Source organism: Ihubacter massiliensis (assembly GCF_024125305.1).
Classification (GTDB): Bacteria; Bacillota; Clostridia; order Peptostreptococcales; family Anaerovoracaceae; genus Hominibacterium; species Hominibacterium faecale.
Map to the genome: position 1 here is coordinate 525,122 of NZ_JAMXVH010000001.1, position 16,554 is coordinate 541,675.

Below are 16,554 nucleotides of genomic sequence, written 5' to 3' on the forward strand. Positions count from 1 at the left end.
TCATCGCAAACTTAGATCAAAATAAGCTGGAGCGATCAGCCAAGCACTCTTTTTTGCCTAACATGAGGCCCCGCAAACTCCTCGCTGGCTAGAGCAGTATGGGGATTAATCAGCGCTCACCGGGTGAAATGGTGATGTATGTCAGTTCGGGTACAGCTCCCAGCCTTGCAGGTATTTTCGTGGTTCCAAGGCCGGAGTTGACGTAGAGGATCGTCTTGTTTTTGTTATCCAGCTTATACTCACCTTTCACGTACTTTTCGCCGTAGGAAGGAAGATACTTTTCCGTATAAAACGGAATCCGAATCTGCCCGCCGTGGGTGTGGCCGGCTACCATATAATCCGTATTAGAATTTAAAATCTTGTCAACAATATCCGGCTCGTGACATAATACCAGGTTATACATGGACGCATCCGCACGATTGACAACGGATGGATCGCCGTAACCGATGAGCAGATCATCGATTCCGATCAGCCGCAGATTGTTTTTTTGGAAGGTAACCGTTTCATTGACTAGGACTTTAAACCCGCCCTGATTCATAATGTTTTCGTATTTATATTCAGCGCCGCCGCCGTAGTCATGATTGCCAAATACTGCGTATTTCCCCAAGTTCGCTTTCATCATGGAAAGCTTTCTTGATATTTCTGAAGTGTCTCCGGAATATTGGTTGAGATTGTCGATTAAATCGCCTGCGAAAAGCAAGATGTCCGGCGGATTTTCATTGACCTTGTCAACGACTTTCTGGAACATATCCGTATCATATTGAAAGCCGAAGTGCGTATCTGCGAATACTGCAACGGTGATCGGCTCTTCCATGGAATAACTGGTATCCTGTGTTTCTCTGACTGTAAGGCGGTTCGGTTCGATAAAATGGGCGTAACCTACACCAAGAACGCCGACGAGCACGATGATGATTGCAAATATAAAAATCCATTTCAAAAGCTTCCCAATTGCTTTTAACATTTCAAAACCCCTTTTCTGTCTTACTAAAACTGCTCTATTATAATACCACTTATTATGTCCTGGTTCAATGCGCCGCAGGTGGTAAAAGCTTAAATTCTGTGGTATAATTCATTAACATTTTATGAATGATTGTGGAGGAATTATGTGGGATATTGGTATTATCGGCGGCGGAGCCTCTGCCATGGCGGCTGCAATTGCTGCTGCTTCACAATGCGAAGGGCTGTCCATTTGCATTTTGGAAAAAAAAGATTCGCTTGGGAAAAAACTGACGGCCACAGGCAATGGCAAATGCAACCTGACCAACGCGGCATGTCCCAACGTGAGGGAGACGCTGGAGTTTTTTTCTTCCTTGGGTATTATAACAAGAACCGATGAACAAGGGCGGATTTATCCCTACTCCCAGCAGGCAGCGGATGTGGTTTATGGAATGGTGCGGCAGTTGAAGGCCCTGGGCGTTCAGGCGAAGTGCGGCTGCGGGGCCCAGCAGGTTGACAAAGATGCAAATGGTTTTGCTGTCACCTGCAGCGGCGGAGAAAAGCTGTCTGCCGGACGCCTTTTAATTGCGGCAGGGGGAAAAGCGGCGCCCCAGTTCGGTACATCCGGCGACGGCTATTCTTTTGCCAGACGGCTGGGTCATAAGGTTACCAGGCTGTCGCCGTCCCTGACCGCTTTGGATGTGCAGGAAGATTTTCGCCGGCTCAAGGGCATCCGCGTTAGGGCTGCTGCAGGATTGTGGAAAGATGATCAATTGGTTTCTCAGGAAGAAGGCGAAGTCCAGTTTACAGCCGATGGCGTTTCTGGGATCTGTATTTTTAATTTAAGCCGCTTTGTCAAATTGGAGGAGCATGAATCCTTCCTCGAGGGAATCGGACGATATCGGATCTGCCTGGATGTTCTGCCCCATATGAATTTGCCCCAGACGGAGGATTTTCTATGGGAACGGCGCCGTATTTCTCGATTGAAAGCAAAAGACCTGCTGCTTTCTGTCGTACCGGCGGCTTTGGCTGAAAAGCTGATGAGCACAATCCAGACGGACGGAGATATGAAGGCAGCGGACCTTTCCCATGAGCAGATTGCTTCTTTGGCGGGAATTTTAAAGCAATGGAACCTGCATCTTTCCGGTGTGAAAGGGTGGAAACAAGCCCAGTGCACTTCCGGCGGAGTGGATCTTTCCCAAGTTAATGAAATGACTATGGAATCGCGCCTAGTCAGCGGGTTATATTTCGCTGGCGAAGTCCTTGACTATGACGGGCCTTGCGGCGGGTTTAATCTGCAGAACGCATGGGAGACCGGGATCAAAGCGGGAAAGGCCATGGCTGCCAGTCTGCAAAGCGAAAAAACAAAGGAGGAATAGAATTATGAGTTTAACAACCGATCTGAAAGACTACGCACTCAGTATCGGATTTACGAAAGTGGGAATCACAACGGCAGAAGATTTTACCGACTTTGAAGATGAACTTGCGTCCCGCGGCAGCATTTATGAATGCTATCATGACTACTTTAGACCCAGTTCAAAGCCAAATGAAATATATCCGTCCGCCAAATCGATCATTGTTCTGGCTTATGATTATGCGCAATACACATTCCCGGAAGAGCTGACCCAAAAGATTGCGCGGGCCTATCAATCGAGAAGCTACCTGCCTTTGCTTGAATCACCTGCCGGGAAGAGAATTGAACGGTTCAAGGACTTTCTAAATCAAAATCGGATTCCTTTTTCTGATGATAAGAACCTTTTGATCATGCGAAGAGCTGCCGCCCGGGCGGGTGTCGCCAATTTTGGAAGAAATAATTTTTCCTATGTTGACGGCGCAGGTTCGTTTGTCATTTTATATGGGTTTCTTGTGGATCAGGAATTGGAGCCGGATGAGCCGACAATGGAGTGCAAATGTCCGCCAAACTGCAGAAAATGCATGGACGCATGTCCGACGAAGGCCATCTATGAACCTTTTAAATTGAATCCTGCAAAATGTATCGCTTTTAATAACTTTGAAACCATCTACGATAGAGAACCGTTTTCTCCCATTATTCCGCGTGATATGCGGCCAAAGCTGGGGATGCATATACATGGCTGCGATGTATGTCAGGAAGTATGTCCAAGGAACGCAAAGAAACTGAATAAAAGCCTGCCGCAAAATGATTATTTGGAAATGTTGAACCGCAAAATCACACTGGCCGATGTACTGAAAATGCCGGATGGCTATTACGAAGAATATTTGTACCCGATCGTATATAACTACATACGGGACAAGGCTTTTCTCCAACGAAATGCTGCTGTCGCAATCGGCAACACCAAGGATGAGAAATACGTCAAAGATTTAGAAGCCCAGCTTTCACACCCGAAAGAAGCGGTGCGCACCCATGTGGCCTGGGCTCTCGGCAATATCGGCGGTAATAAGGCGATGGAAATATTGGAAAAACACAGAAAAATTGAGGCATCGGAAAAAGTACGAAGCGAAATCGTGATAGCACTTGACGCCTAGCGGCTGCCGCAATACGATGCCGGCGTGTAAATCGGTCGGGCTTGAAAAGGGCAGGAGCGGACAGGCTGGCGTTAAGAGAAAAACGAAGACTCAGGACAGAGAACGAACCTCTGCCAGGGGTCTTTTTTTGTGAATAAAGGGCAGATTTGGAAGGGCGCATTCCCTCGGAATCCCTTGATATTCCTTGATTTAGGAACTTACACTGCAGAAAGACTCCGTTACTTAAAATTGATGCAAAAACATGGAAAGATCGGGAATGGAATTCGGGCCGATGATCTTACAAAAGGATAATTGAGTTTGCCCCAAAAAGGATAAAAGGGGTTGCCCGGAGACAATGGCTGTCAGCGAACAAAACGAAAGAGCCTGAAAAGGGCAAGCGCGGATAACTTAGTGAATCTGACAATTCTCACAGTTTTGCGTTTTTTTATTCCATCTGAAAAGGTGTTATGTTAAACTAAAATATATAACTTTATGATATAATAGGAAGCGATCCTGCTTTCTGTTTTGCTAATTCCACAGAGGAGGAAAAACGTGAAGCTGCCTGATCATCAAACAATTCGCAGACCGGAAAAACTGCTGCTTTGTATCGCGCTGCCGCTGATGCTGCTTTTCTGTGCCGCTACATGGTTGATCCAGGGCAGCGTGCCAGTGACGACCGTTCACTCAGACAACGGTATATGGGATCTTCGTGATGTGGATTTTCAGTCAACCAATGTGCGTTTTTCTGGTCCTGTCGAATACATTCCGGAAGAATTGCTGACGCCAAAGGAGTTCTCCGCTCGCCAATCAGAGGCAAAGATCGTCGATACCTATCAGTACCCGGCCGCTTATGGTACCAGCCGGATACGGCTGCGCGTCCCACCGGGCACACATTATGTCGTGTCCGAAAGCTCCCCCTTGTCTTCGGATCGTTTCTATCTGAATGGACAGTGGGTGGAAGATATTGGAAATCCCGGTGAAACTGCTGAGTCCACGACAGAGGGAGATGTCCTGTTTTCCTATACCGTCGCGCCTAAGGACGGTACAATCGAGATCGTACAGCAAGTGTCCAACTATGCCCATCGAAAAAATGAAAGCCATGCTGGTTATGTGGTTGGGACTGTGCCTATGATGCGAGCCTTTGTGGCCTGTACCTATGGTGTGGCGGCCCTGCTGATCGGCTGTTTTATAACGTTGTTTTTGGTGCATATTACCCTCTGGTTTTTATTCCGGGGATACCGGGCGAATCTGTATTTTTCCCTGTTCTGCCTGACTTTCGTGTTTCGTACCTTTGTTACCGGGCCAAAGCTGGCGACGGCTTTGTTCCCTGATTTTTCCTGGTTCGTGGCCTTTGCCATTGAATACTGCACCTTGCCGGTGGCATCGGTGCTCTATGTGCTGATTTTTCATTCCATGTTTCCCGGTACGATGCAGCGGTGGTTCCGTATCTTCCTTATCGCGGCATCGGGCTTGTTTATTGGGTGCCATTTCGTATTGGATTCCATGACAATCTCCAGGCTGCTGATCTATTACCAGGCGGTGATGGGCATTACCATCGTATACGTTATTGTCCGGGCTGTCATGAAGCTTCGAAGGATCGCGCTGCCACAGGCTTTGTTCCTCGCCGGCGGCGGAATCATGATGTATGCGACTGTGCGCGATATCCTTTTTTACCGGGATATCTTCATCCCTCCCTATGGCAGTTATGCCAACGCGCCGCTATCAGAAATGGGGCTGCTGCTGTTCGTATTCCTGCAAATGACAGCGGTGTTTATCGGCACGATTCGAGAGATGGACGCAGTGCGGGCAAAGGAGCAAAAGCTGCAGGCAGAAAACGCAGCTTTGGATCGGGTGAATAAGCTGCGGGCCGATTTGCTGGACACCCTTTCGCACGAATTGCGTACTCCACTGGCAGTAATGATGGGTTACGCGGAGCTTGCAGTCAAGGAACTCAGGATGAAAGGGATTGACGAAGAGACGACTGCAGACCTGGATGCGATTGCAGCGGAAGCAGGGCGCCTGGCCCTGCTGGTAGAGGAAGCGCGCCGCCTCACGCTTTCCCGTGATGTGGCAGAGCACAAGCGGCCTTTTTCTCCGGAAGGGATTATTCGCCAGACGGCACGGCTCTATCAACCGATCCTAGAACGGAGGGGCACGGCGCTTTCTCTGGACTTAGCGCCGGAATTACCGAAAATCTACGGCAGCGCCGATGAGCTGACTCAAGTGATGTTCAACTTGCTGACCAATGCGGGCAAGCATACGGAGGATGGCAGAGTTTGTGTTACGGGAGAGCAGGAGGATCATGTCATTACTGTGACGGTATCGGATGATGGCAGCGGAATCGCGCCGGACTTTCTGCCTCATGCGTTTGAACGATATGCACATGACGATAGAGACGGCTCGGGATTGGGCCTTGCCATCTGCAAGGAGATTATCGAGGGGCACGGCGGTAAGATTGTCCTTGAAAGCCAGCTGGGCAAAGGAACGACCGTTACCTTTACTCTGCCTGTGTACAAGGGGGAATAATCGATGGAAGAAAACAAGATAATCCTGCTGGTAGAGGATAATAAACATCTGAATAAAATCAACAGCCGAGCGCTGACGCTTTCCGGCTACAAGGTACTGACTGCTATGACTCTGGCCGAGGCCAGGGAGCATCTTGCAAAGACAGAACCCGACGCGATCATCCTGGACATACTGCTTCCGGATGGCAACGGAGTGGAATTTTGCCGTGAAATACGTGAACAGACAGCCGCGCCCATCCTCTTTCTGACATCGGTGGCAGGGGTTGACCAGGCATTGGAGGGCATCCGGGCCGGGGGAGACGATTATCTCAACAAACCCTTCCACATCGAGCTTTTGCTGGCCAGGATTGAGGCCTTCTGGCGCAGGGATGCCATCAAACAGCGCATGAAACCCGAAGGCCTTATGACGGTGGGCCCATTGACGCTGAATGAAGTGGCAAATGTAGCCTATCTGCGTGGCGAGGATCTGTTATTGACGACCAAAGAATTCGCGCTGCTGCGATTGCTTGTACAAAATGAAGGGCGTACGATCTCCAAGGAAGCCATTTACGAAAAGGTATGGGGGCAAGCGATGGGAGGCGACAGCCAGGCCCTGTACGCAGTCGTGTCCAGGCTGAAGAAAAAGATGGAACCGGGCAAGGATTCTATTCGGCTGCTGACAGTGCGCCCGGAAGGCTACCTGTTGTCGATCAAAAAAAACAAAAAATAAAGTGTTATCGAAAGAACCAACCCTGTGAAACTGACAATTCTGCAAGGTTTTGATTCCTTTCGAACGAAAAGCCTGATAAACGAAAAAGATAACAGGCTTTATTGATAAATATATGCTATATTGGAAACAAAACGGAGGAAAAAGGAATGGACGGCAAGAAGAGAAAGACGGCAGTTCTTACAATGGCAGCAGTGCTCAGCGCCATGATAATCGCCAGCCCACTGGCTGTCACGGCACAGGAGACTGCCCTTGCTGCCCCAGCGATCACGCGGGACGGGAACGTACAGAAGGAAACCGCCCCAGCCATCCGCTTGCCGGAGAACCTGCGGGCGAAAGCCGGAACAGCATTGAAAGACGTGGCGCTTCCGGAACCTTGGACCTGGGCGGACGGCAGCACAGTTATTCCGGCAGAAACGGCAGAATACCCGGCACGGCTTTGCGTAGATGACACCACATATGATTACAGCAAGGTAGAGGGCTATAATGCGGGGGGGGGGTCTTACGTAGAGAGGATGGTTGCGGTCACTGCAGAAGCAGCGAAAGCAACAAATCCAGTAAAGGGGAAACCACGCGGATTGCCTGGGGATCCCCCTACAACCTATGCTGTGGGGGATATAGAAATCAATGCAGACAACTTTCCGGACGCAGAGTTTCAGAATTACATAAGAAACAATTTTGACAATGGTGACGGCAAGTTATCTGCAGCAGAGATTGATGCTATTACAAGGATAGATGTTCATGGTGAGACCGGCATTAAAAGCTTAACAGGGATTGAACATTTTACGGCTCTGGAGACCTTGATGTGCACTAACACCGGGATCGGAAGCTTGGATGTCAGCCACAATGAGAAGCTGACTTTCTTGTCTTGCGGTGATAATGCAAGCCTTACAAGTTTAACCGTAGAAGGTGCTGCGGCTCTGACTGACTTGAATTGCGCTAACACAGGGATAGGAAGCTTGGATGTCAGCAGCAATATGAAGTTGGAGAACTTGTATTGCCCAAACACGCCAAGCCTTACAAGTTTAACCGTAGAAGGTGCTACGGCTCTGACGTACTTGTATTGCGCTAACACCGGGATAGGAAGCTTGGATGTCAGCAGCAATAAAAAACTGATGACCTTGCGTTGCGAGAACAATGCAAGCCTTACAAGTTTAACCGTAGAAGGAGCTGAGGCTCTGATTAAATTGTGGTGCTATAACACTGGGATAGGAAGCTTGGATGTCAGCAGCAATAAGAAGCTGGAGAACATGGATTGCGGTAACACTACAAGCCTTACAAATTTAAAAGTAGAGGGTGCTGCGGCTCTGAGTTTCTTGGATTGCGATAACACAGGGATAGGAAGCTTGGATGTCAGCCGCAATCCGAATTTGACTGAATTGGATTGCTCTAAAAATGCAAGCCTTACAAGTTTAACCGTAGAAGGAGCTGAGGCTCTGACTGAATTGTATTGCGCTAACACCGGGATCGGAAGCTTGGATGTCAGCCACAATGAGAAGCTGAAGTACTTGTCTTGCAGTGATAATGCAAGCCTTACAAGTTTAACCGTAGAAGGAGCTGAGGCTCTGATTAAATTGTGGTGCTATAACACTGGGATAGGAAGCTTGGATGTCAGCAGCAATAAGAAGCTGGAGAACATGGATTGCGGTAACACTACAAGCCTTACAAATTTAAAAGTAGAGGGTGCTGCGGCTCTGAGTTTCTTGGATTGCGATAACACAGGGATAGGAAGCTTGGATGTCAGCAGCAATCAGGATCTGGTCAGTTTGAATTGCGAGAACAATGCAAGCCTTACCAATTTAAAAGTAGAAGGAGCTGAGGCTCTGAAGAGCTTGAGGTGCTTTAACACCGGGATCGGAAGCTTGGATGTCAGCCGCAATACGGAGCTGACGTACTTGAATTGCTCTAACAATCCACTTGCCTATCTGAATATAGGAACAAACACCAACTTAAACGTAGACAGTACTGGCCTGAAACCTGTAGAAGTAACGGTTCCAAGCGATCGCTTTCAGATGGCGGATAAATTTGCTGGCATTGACGCCGGCGCGGTTGATAATACGACGGTACAAGGTGCAGTTTACGACAAAACAAGCGGTACTATGAGCAATTACCATGCAGGGGGACAGATTACCTATACATACCATTGCGGTACATCATCTAGTGGAGAGGTGACAATCGAGGTAACTTTGAAGATTACATTGGAGAGTACCATTACCAGGACCTATACCGTGGAAGAGAAAGCGCCTTCCGGCGGCGTTAAGGATTCGGATAACAATCATGACGGTACAAAGACGGATAAAAAAGCGGCGCAGACAGACGATCCTGCCAACGTTGGCGTGCTTGCCGCAATGATCCTGTTATCTGCCGGATGCATGTTCGTTCTTATAAGGAAAAAAGGACAGAAAAAATAGTTAAGCTTCGCAGTTAAAATGACCCGGACAGTAAGGCAGACCCTGTGAAACTGACAATTCTGCAAGTTTCACAGGGTTTTGATTTCTTTCGAACGAAAAGCCTGATAAACTAAAAAGATAACAGGCTTTATCGATTTTTTAATTATTCGGCTATATTGGAAACAAAACGGAGGAAAAAAGGAATGAAGGGCAAGAAGAGAAAGACGGCAGTTCTTACAATGGCAGCAGTGCTCAGCGTCATGATGATCGCCAGTCCGCTGGCTGTCATGGCAGAGGAGACTGCCTCCGCTGCCCCAGCGATCACGCAGGACGGGAACGTACAGAAGGAAACAGCCCCAGCCATCCGCTTACCGGAGAACCTGCGGGCGAAAGCCGGAACAGCATTGAAAGACGTGGCGCTTCCGGAACCTTGGACCTGGGCGGACGGCAGCACAGTTATTCCGGCAGAAACGGCAGAATATCCGGCCCGGCTTTGCGTAGATGACACCGCATATGATTACAGCAAGGTAGAGGGCTACAACGCTGGGGGACATTACGTAGAGAGGATGGTTGTGGTCACTGCAGAAGCAGCGAAAGCAGAAGCAGCAGGTCCAGTACAGGGGAAATCACGCGGACTGCCTGGGGATACCCCGGTAACCTATGATGCCGGCGATATAAAAATCGATGATGGGACCAACTTTCCGGACGCAGAGTTTCGGAAGTATATAGGAAATTTTGACCAGGATGGCAACAGCAAGTTATCTGCAGCAGAGATTGCAGATATTAAAAAGGTGGATGTTCATGGTAATACCGGCATTCGAAACTTAAAAGGGATTGAACACTTTACGGCCCTGGAGACCTTGAATTGCTATGAAATGGGATCGGAAGCTTGGATGTCAGCAACAATAAAAAACTGACTTACTTGGATTGCGGTGACAATGTAAGCCTTACAGATTTAACAGTAGACGGTGCTGCGGCCCTGGAGACCTTGTATTGCTATAAAACCGGGATCGGAAGCTTGGATGTCAGCAGCAATAAAAAACTGACTGACTTGGCTTGTAGTAACAATGCAAGCCTTGCAAGTTTAACAGTAGACGGTGCTGAGGATCTGGAGACCTTGAATTGCGGTAACACAAAGCTAGGAAGCTTGGATGTCAGCAACAATCAGGCTCTGAAGGCCTTGTATTGCTATGAAACTGGGATCGGAAGCTTGGATGTCAGCAACAATAAAAAACTGACTTACTTGGATTGTAGTAACAATGCAAGCCTTACAAGTTTAACAGTAGACGGTGCTGAGGATCTGGGGACCTTGAATTGCGGTAACACAAAGCTAGGAAGCTTGGATGTCAGCCGCAATCCGAATCTGGTGCACTTGTATTGCGATAACAATCCACTTGCCTATCTGAAGATCGGAACCAACAACAAGTTAACTAACGTACACAGTACTGGCTTGAAACCTGTAGAAGTAACGGTTACAAGCGATCACTTTCAGATGGCGGATAAATTTGCTGGCATTGACCCCAACGCGGTTGAAGGCGTAAGCGGTGCAACTTACAACAGCGGTACTATGAGCAATTACCGTGAAGGAACACCGATTACCTATACATACCATTGTGGGACATCATCTGGTGGAGAGGTGACAATCGGGGTAACTTTGAACATTACATTGGGGAGTACCATTTTCATTACAGAAAATTTGAACAAGACCTATGACGGAAAGGCGGTCAGCGCGGCGCCACAGGTCAGCACGGAAGGAAGCAGCGGTGCGGTTAGTTTCACGTGGGAGCGAGAAAACGGCGCGAACACTTGGGAAATAATAAACTCCGCGCCGACGGACGCGGGCACCTACCAGGTAACGGCAGCCTTAGAGTCCGACGGTACTTACAAAGAGGCTACCTCTGAACCAGTGCGATTCACCATTTCGCCAAAAGACATCACAACAGACAGCCAGATCATTGTGCCGGATATCACGGCTGACACGGACCTTGATAAACTGGTCATTCAAGATGGGGATCGGGTCCTGGTACAGGGAACGGACTATGATGTGACCAAGACGCAAGACGGAGCTAAAGTGACCGTGGCAATCACAGGCAAGGGCAACTACACAGGAACGATTACCAGGACCTATACCGTGAACGGCCCGGACAGCAATAAAGACGGCACAAAGACGGCACAGACAGGAGATCCTGCGAACGTTGGATTGCTTGCCGCGATGGTCCTGTTATCTGCCGGATGCATGTTCGTTCTTATAAGGAAAAAAGGACAGAAAAAATAGCGAAGCTTCGCAGTTAAAATGACCCGGACAGTAAGGCAGTGAAAGAGCTGGCCGGATAGATTCCTGCAGCCGATCTGCATGGCGAGGATATGCTATTGACGCCCAAAGATGGGGCAAGGCTTCCATTCGGCTGCCGGTTGTCGATCAAAAAATAGAGAAACGAAAAGCGATATAAAAAGAAGACCCTGTGAAACTGACAATTCTGTAAGTTTCGCGGGGTTTTGATTTCTTTAGTAATCAAAGATTGATAAACTAGAAATATAGCAGAATATATCGATCAAATGGAGGAACACTTATGAAGAAACATGATATGTATCAGCATCCAATTGCCCCAATGATTGCACTAACCCTTTGTTTGGGGATTGTATTTTCAATCACTATGCTGTTTCCTGCACAGGCGCAGGCGGCTTCTGCTGCAAATGCAGAAAACTACTTTAGCGGGAAAGCCTATCAGGCATTTGGGCTTTCTTCTGTAAACAGTGCCGGCTCTCAGCCGGGTGATTTTATAAAAAACGTGGAAGAACCCCTGGCAGGCTATACGCCCATGGGCCTTTCCGAACTCTACGTGGCCTCCATGAACCAAAATGCCGCTTACAGCGGAGAGGCGCAGATTAAAAAAGGGCCGGAGAATTTTTCCAACGACAGCATCAAGCTGGAGAACATGAAGCCGGTGTCGTCCCTGCCTTATTCCTCCGGTAACCATTATCAGGCCCAAAACGCCACAGCAGTTTCTTATGACTCTCCACGCGATCAAAGCGCGGCGGAGGGAATTGCGGAGTCTGTGCTTTATAGTGAAGGTGGGAACAGTTACCAGAAGATTACCCTCTACGACAGCGGGATGAAGAAACTTGATTCCCTTATAATCCCGATTTCAGACAAAACGAGCGGCGATTGGGTCAAGGGAATCGAGGCAGACGGCGCCCGGGGACTGACAGCCATCACAGCCGGGAGGTATTATGACGACCTGCCGTGTATTGCGGCTTACGTGCCCGCCCGTACGGCCTCAAATGGCAGCAAAGACGGCCCATACATTATGATTGCCTCAGTGGATTCCCAAAAAATAAAGATCAGGCAGAAAATCAACCTTCGCGATTTGAGTCAGGACTCAAAACAGAATTCCTTCAGCGATACCAGGTATAAGGATTGGTATTTGCCGGTTGTAGACCTGCACACTACGGGGATTGCAGGCTATGATGACCTTGTAATTAACGCGTCCCTGCCGTTTGCAGAAATCTACAAAGGCCGCAGCCAGAGCGGAGCATCCGTCATCTACAGCTCTAAAAATAAAAAGGCGATAGGCGCAAGTAAATTTGTTATGGGCCGTCTTTACGACATCCCCATGAATGCCGGGACTTGCGCGCGTTTTGCCGCCGCCTGCGACACGGATCTCAACGGCAACGGCGCAGGCGAGCTAGTCGTTGCCGCCCACAAAAGCAAAACGGGCGGAAAGGGAAAAGGAACGATGGACACGGAGAAAAACGTCGTGCAAATGGTGACGTGGAACCCGGTAAAGAAAGAATATCAATATGTGTGGCCCTATGCAAAGGACGTCAGCAAAATAAAAGGTATCTGTGTGGAAAAAGAAATCACGGAACCGGCGGCAGTTACTGCAGGAAGGTATTTCGAGGGCGACAATCAGGATTATCTTTTCGTGGAGGGCGTCACCTACCGGTTCAAGGGCGCTTTTCCCGCGGCTGCAGAAACAGAAGCGGATTATTTCAGGAACAGCTCGCTGGAAGAAAGCCACAGGATGTCACTGCATGGAAAGGGGAATCTGTTCGTTTCCCACGCAGTTACGGCCTGCTTTGCAAAGGACAAATATGGTACGGAACAAACCGCAGTAGTAAGCGGTGTAGCCGGGAAGTCCGATTCCCGTGTCAGCTATGACATTAGCTGGGTACACACAGACGGAGCGTCCGGTTCGCTTACGCAAACGGAATCAAATACCGGATATCTCACAAATAAGGAGATCAGTGGCAGCGGCACCTTTTTGACATTGACAAATGTGGATGTAGACAACGATTCCGTATTTTTCAAATACAAGGGCAAGCGCTGCGGCTTTAGCGCACCCACCCCGGTTGCGGTGCTGCCCGCCGCGCCTTACTATGACGAACTGTCATATCTGGACGACTATGACGCCGGAAGCGTCTCCTTTACCATTTCCAGTCAGGAGAAATCCGGCGCGGATGGAAGCTGGACCATCAGCGGCGGGGTTAATATGGGGCTGGAACAGAAAGGCGGTGCGGGCGCTGCCGGGAAAGATTCCATCATAAACGGAGCATTCCAGGATGAGCGTATGCTATCCCGTCTCCGTATACGCTACGATGCACAGAACATCGAAACGTCCGTTCATTACGCTTCTGACGGAGGAGGGGCGAACGTGGTGTGCGCCGCTTCGCCTATGACAAGCTATCTCTACGACGTATGGGTGCCGGAATATACGGTGACGGCCAAGATGCGTGAAGAATACAAGAAGCAGACGGGTTCAGACTGTCCTTTCAAAAAAGGCTCGGTTCAGGGAGGGACTTTTGAAACTTACGCTGTCAACAACATTTATAACCCGCAGTATGGCATCATTTCCGTGGAGCAGTATAACAAGGCGGCGAAAACTTATGGCACGCCCGACACTCCGGTTTCTGAAATCCCTATGGATGAAATCTACGCGGATTACGTCCCGGGGGCGCCGGACACCTATCCCAAAGCAGAGGCTGACCTTAAAAACGTTGCCTCCGGCAGCTGCCGCGCAGGCGGTACACAGAAAGTATCCACAGATGCGGCGTATGGATTCTCTGTGGAGGATGACCAGAAGAACGAACTGAAAAATGGGTTCAGCCTGGATTTCAGCCCGTCGCTGGATTACATGGCCAGCACCAAGGTAGGTCTGTTCACAAGCGGTGAAAGCTCTGTCCAGGGGAGCCAAAATCCTGCGATAAGCAGCGGGGCTTCCTGGATTGCCTCCAATAGAACGGGAAAGGCGTTGGAGGCCTCCCTTACCGGACTGCCCCAAGAGGCATCTGCCTATGTGTTTGACGCCACCCCCGCTTTGTGGCGGACTACCGCGCTTTCCGGGGCGGACGGTGACGGCAGAAACCCCTATGTATTCGGCTTTCTCGCCGACGGCGCCGATACCGCGCCGCCCACCGTGCCCGATATGTGGGTATACGACACACAGCTCGAGAGGTTAGGCGTGGGTGCCCGAACATCGTATATCACGCTCTGCTGGGATGACAAAGACGGCACGCGCCCGGCGGCGGAATACGAGGTGTTACAGGTGGACGGAAACACGGCCATCCCGGTCGGTACGTCCAAAACAAACATGCTGACAGTCGAAAAACTGCTGTCGGGACAGCCGTTCACCTTCCGGCTTCGCGCCAAGGGAGCCGGAGGAGAAGAAAGCATCCTCGGCAGACCGCTCCAAGCGGCATCGCAGCCCAAGGAACAGCCTGCCATTAAGGTCCAGCCACAAAACGTGAGCGCCAACGTGGGGGACAGCGCGACGTTCAACGTGGACGCGCAGCCCGGCATACCGGACGGGACGCTCTATTACCAATGGCAGCGGTTCGAATTAAGCCCGAACTCCCTTCTGGGGAGCTGGAAGAACCTGACGGAGCACCCGGTGGAAGGGAAAACGTCCTATACGCTGGAGAACGTACAGGAGAAGGACAACAACGCCAAAGTACGCGTGGTGGTGTATCAGACACCCACCGTCGGCGGCATCTGCCCGATGGTGTGCTCACAGGAAGCGGGGCTGGCGGTTGGTCCGGATGCGAATGAATGTACCCTGCAGCTTTCACTCCAAAGTAGTCTGATGGATTATAACACAGGCCATGACACTACCTTTTCAGTTACCGATAATACGGACGGTTGGCCTATAGTTATATCGGGACTTCCGAAAGGTGATTTAAAAGGGCAGAAACTTTATCTCCTGTTTGTGGATGAAACCGGAACCGCAGTTCTGGACCAAATATACATAGAGGTTCTTGCAGGGCCTATTGTAACTGCGAGTTATTATATTACGGGCCTGTTCAATGTTGGTCAGGATGGCCAACCGGCTTTGCAGGAAGGGCGTATCCAGATGTACGCGATTTTTTCAGGGTCACTCGATCTGTCTCTTTCCGATCCGGACGATCCGTCCAGCCCGACCCTGGCGGACAGTGAAATCATAGAAAGGCTGAAAAACTTCCTGCAGACCGGAGATCCGTCTGTGTGGTCCACTGCTTTGGCGCCAAGGGCAGCGGGAAGCATGTATCTGCCGTGCTATGCCACGGCGGTCATGAACTACCATTCCGTGGACGAGGACATCAACTCCGTGGAGATGGGCTTTGAAACGGGGCGCGGCAGGAACAGCCCGCTGAACATCAGGCATGTGACGCGCGCCACGCCCGAATTTGAATTACTGCCGGCTGAAGTAGACGGGGGAAGATTCCTCGGCTGGTATGCGGATGCCGGCCATACCACCGGCGTTAGCAGCATCGGTCCGGCTTCGCTCTCATCGCTGCCGCCTGTGCTGTACGCGGCATATGAGGATACATCATACAGCATTACCTACCATCTTGACGGCGGTACGAACGACCCGCTCAACCCGGATTCTTATACCATCGTGTCCCCGTCAATCGGCCTGCGCGCACCCCAAAAGCCCGGTTACCGCTTTACCGGCTGGTTCACCGATGCGGGGCTTAAAACGCCGGTGAAGGTCATCCCACACGGTTCGGAGGGAAAGGTAGAACTTTATGCGGGGTGGGAATTAATAAACTACCATGTTTATTACACTGCAGGCGCGGGAAAAGTGCCGGGAAATAATCCGCAGACATACACGATACTCGACGCCGTGTCTCCGGCTCCGCCCGTGTATGGTGAAGAAAACGGCGCGTGGTACACCGATTCTCTATTCTCGGGCGCCTTCAGCGGACTTCCCGTCGGAAGTACAGGGACCCTCGTGTTATACGGAAAAGCGCCTAAGGAACCAGACACGCCGCCTACCAAACCGGAAGAACCAGGCACGTCGCCTACTGAACCGGAAAAGCCAGTTACGCCGCCTGCCAAACCAGGGGAACCGGGTACGCAGGGGAGTATAAAGACGGGCGATGACAGTACAATCTGGCCGTATCTCGTTTTGATGGCAGGCACGGGCGCCGTTATCATTATCATATGGCGAAACCGCAGGAAATTCTGATTATTTTTTGTAGGCCATGCATAAATAATTACAAATAAATCGTAAACAAAACGGAGGAAAAAAGG

9 protein-coding genes are annotated in these 16,554 nt (G+C 50.0%); 8 read left to right on the top strand and 1 reads right to left on the bottom strand.

Translation table 11 applies throughout. The features are described from left to right. Positions 1 to 109 precede the first annotated feature (109 nt). Positions 110 to 961: a metallophosphoesterase gene (locus tag NIA71_RS02405; protein WP_227755266.1), complete on the bottom strand. Its 852-nt coding sequence runs from the start codon at positions 959 to 961 to the stop codon at positions 110 to 112. Between the two features lie 142 nt (positions 962 to 1,103). Between NIA71_RS02405 and NIA71_RS02410 the strand changes: the two genes are divergently transcribed. From NIA71_RS02410 to NIA71_RS02445, 8 genes are all read left to right on the top strand, one after another. After that, the gene (locus NIA71_RS02410; protein WP_253019605.1) at positions 1,104 to 2,315 is read left to right on the top strand and encodes an NAD(P)/FAD-dependent oxidoreductase; all 1,212 of its coding nucleotides are present in this window, start codon (positions 1,104 to 1,106) and stop codon (positions 2,313 to 2,315) included. A 4-nt stretch (positions 2,316 to 2,319) separates the two neighbouring features. Next, a complete protein-coding gene (locus tag NIA71_RS02415) occupies positions 2,320 to 3,441 on the top strand; it encodes an epoxyqueuosine reductase (RefSeq protein WP_227755264.1) in 1,122 nt (373 codons plus the stop codon). Between the two features lie 531 nt (positions 3,442 to 3,972). Then, positions 3,973 to 5,946, top strand: a complete 1,974-nt coding sequence (locus NIA71_RS02420) for a sensor histidine kinase (protein WP_253019606.1) — start codon at positions 3,973 to 3,975, stop codon at positions 5,944 to 5,946. Between the two features lie 3 nt (positions 5,947 to 5,949). Further along, a complete protein-coding gene (locus tag NIA71_RS02425) occupies positions 5,950 to 6,654 on the top strand; it encodes a response regulator transcription factor (RefSeq protein ID WP_253019607.1) in 705 nt (234 codons plus the stop codon). Positions 6,655 to 6,800: 146 nt separating this feature from the next. Continuing rightward, positions 6,801 to 9,062, top strand: a complete 2,262-nt coding sequence (locus tag NIA71_RS02430; RefSeq protein WP_253019608.1) for a hypothetical protein — start codon at positions 6,801 to 6,803, stop codon at positions 9,060 to 9,062. A gap of 182 nt (positions 9,063 to 9,244) precedes the next feature. Next, positions 9,245 to 9,958, top strand: a complete 714-nt coding sequence (locus tag NIA71_RS02435; RefSeq protein WP_253019609.1) for a hypothetical protein — start codon at positions 9,245 to 9,247, stop codon at positions 9,956 to 9,958. Next, positions 9,931 to 11,316, top strand: coding sequence for an MBG domain-containing protein (locus NIA71_RS02440; protein WP_253019610.1), 1,386 nt, complete (start codon positions 9,931 to 9,933; stop codon positions 11,314 to 11,316). Before NIA71_RS02435 ends, NIA71_RS02440 begins: the two co-directional genes overlap by 28 nt. A gap of 295 nt (positions 11,317 to 11,611) precedes the next feature. Next, on the top strand, positions 11,612 to 16,489 hold the full coding sequence (locus tag NIA71_RS02445; protein ID WP_253019611.1) for an InlB B-repeat-containing protein: 4,878 nt from the start codon (positions 11,612 to 11,614) through the stop codon (positions 16,487 to 16,489). Positions 16,490 to 16,554: the final 65 nt, after the last annotated feature.

What these genes read in the sequence shown, in the direction of transcription:
- NIA71_RS02405 (WP_227755266.1), bottom strand. Translation starts at nt 961, where the DNA reads ATGTTAAAAGCAATTGGGAAGCTTTTGAAATGGATTTTTATATTTGCA.
- NIA71_RS02410 (WP_253019605.1), top strand. Translation starts at nt 1,104, where the DNA reads ATGTGGGATATTGGTATTATCGGCGGCGGAGCCTCTGCCATGGCGGCT.
- NIA71_RS02415 (WP_227755264.1), top strand. Translation starts at nt 2,320, where the DNA reads ATGAGTTTAACAACCGATCTGAAAGACTACGCACTCAGTATCGGATTT.
- NIA71_RS02425 (WP_253019607.1), top strand. Translation starts at nt 5,950, where the DNA reads ATGGAAGAAAACAAGATAATCCTGCTGGTAGAGGATAATAAACATCTG.
- NIA71_RS02430 (WP_253019608.1), top strand. Translation starts at nt 6,801, where the DNA reads ATGGACGGCAAGAAGAGAAAGACGGCAGTTCTTACAATGGCAGCAGTG.
- NIA71_RS02435 (WP_253019609.1), top strand. Translation starts at nt 9,245, where the DNA reads ATGAAGGGCAAGAAGAGAAAGACGGCAGTTCTTACAATGGCAGCAGTG.
- NIA71_RS02445 (WP_253019611.1), top strand. Translation starts at nt 11,612, where the DNA reads ATGAAGAAACATGATATGTATCAGCATCCAATTGCCCCAATGATTGCA.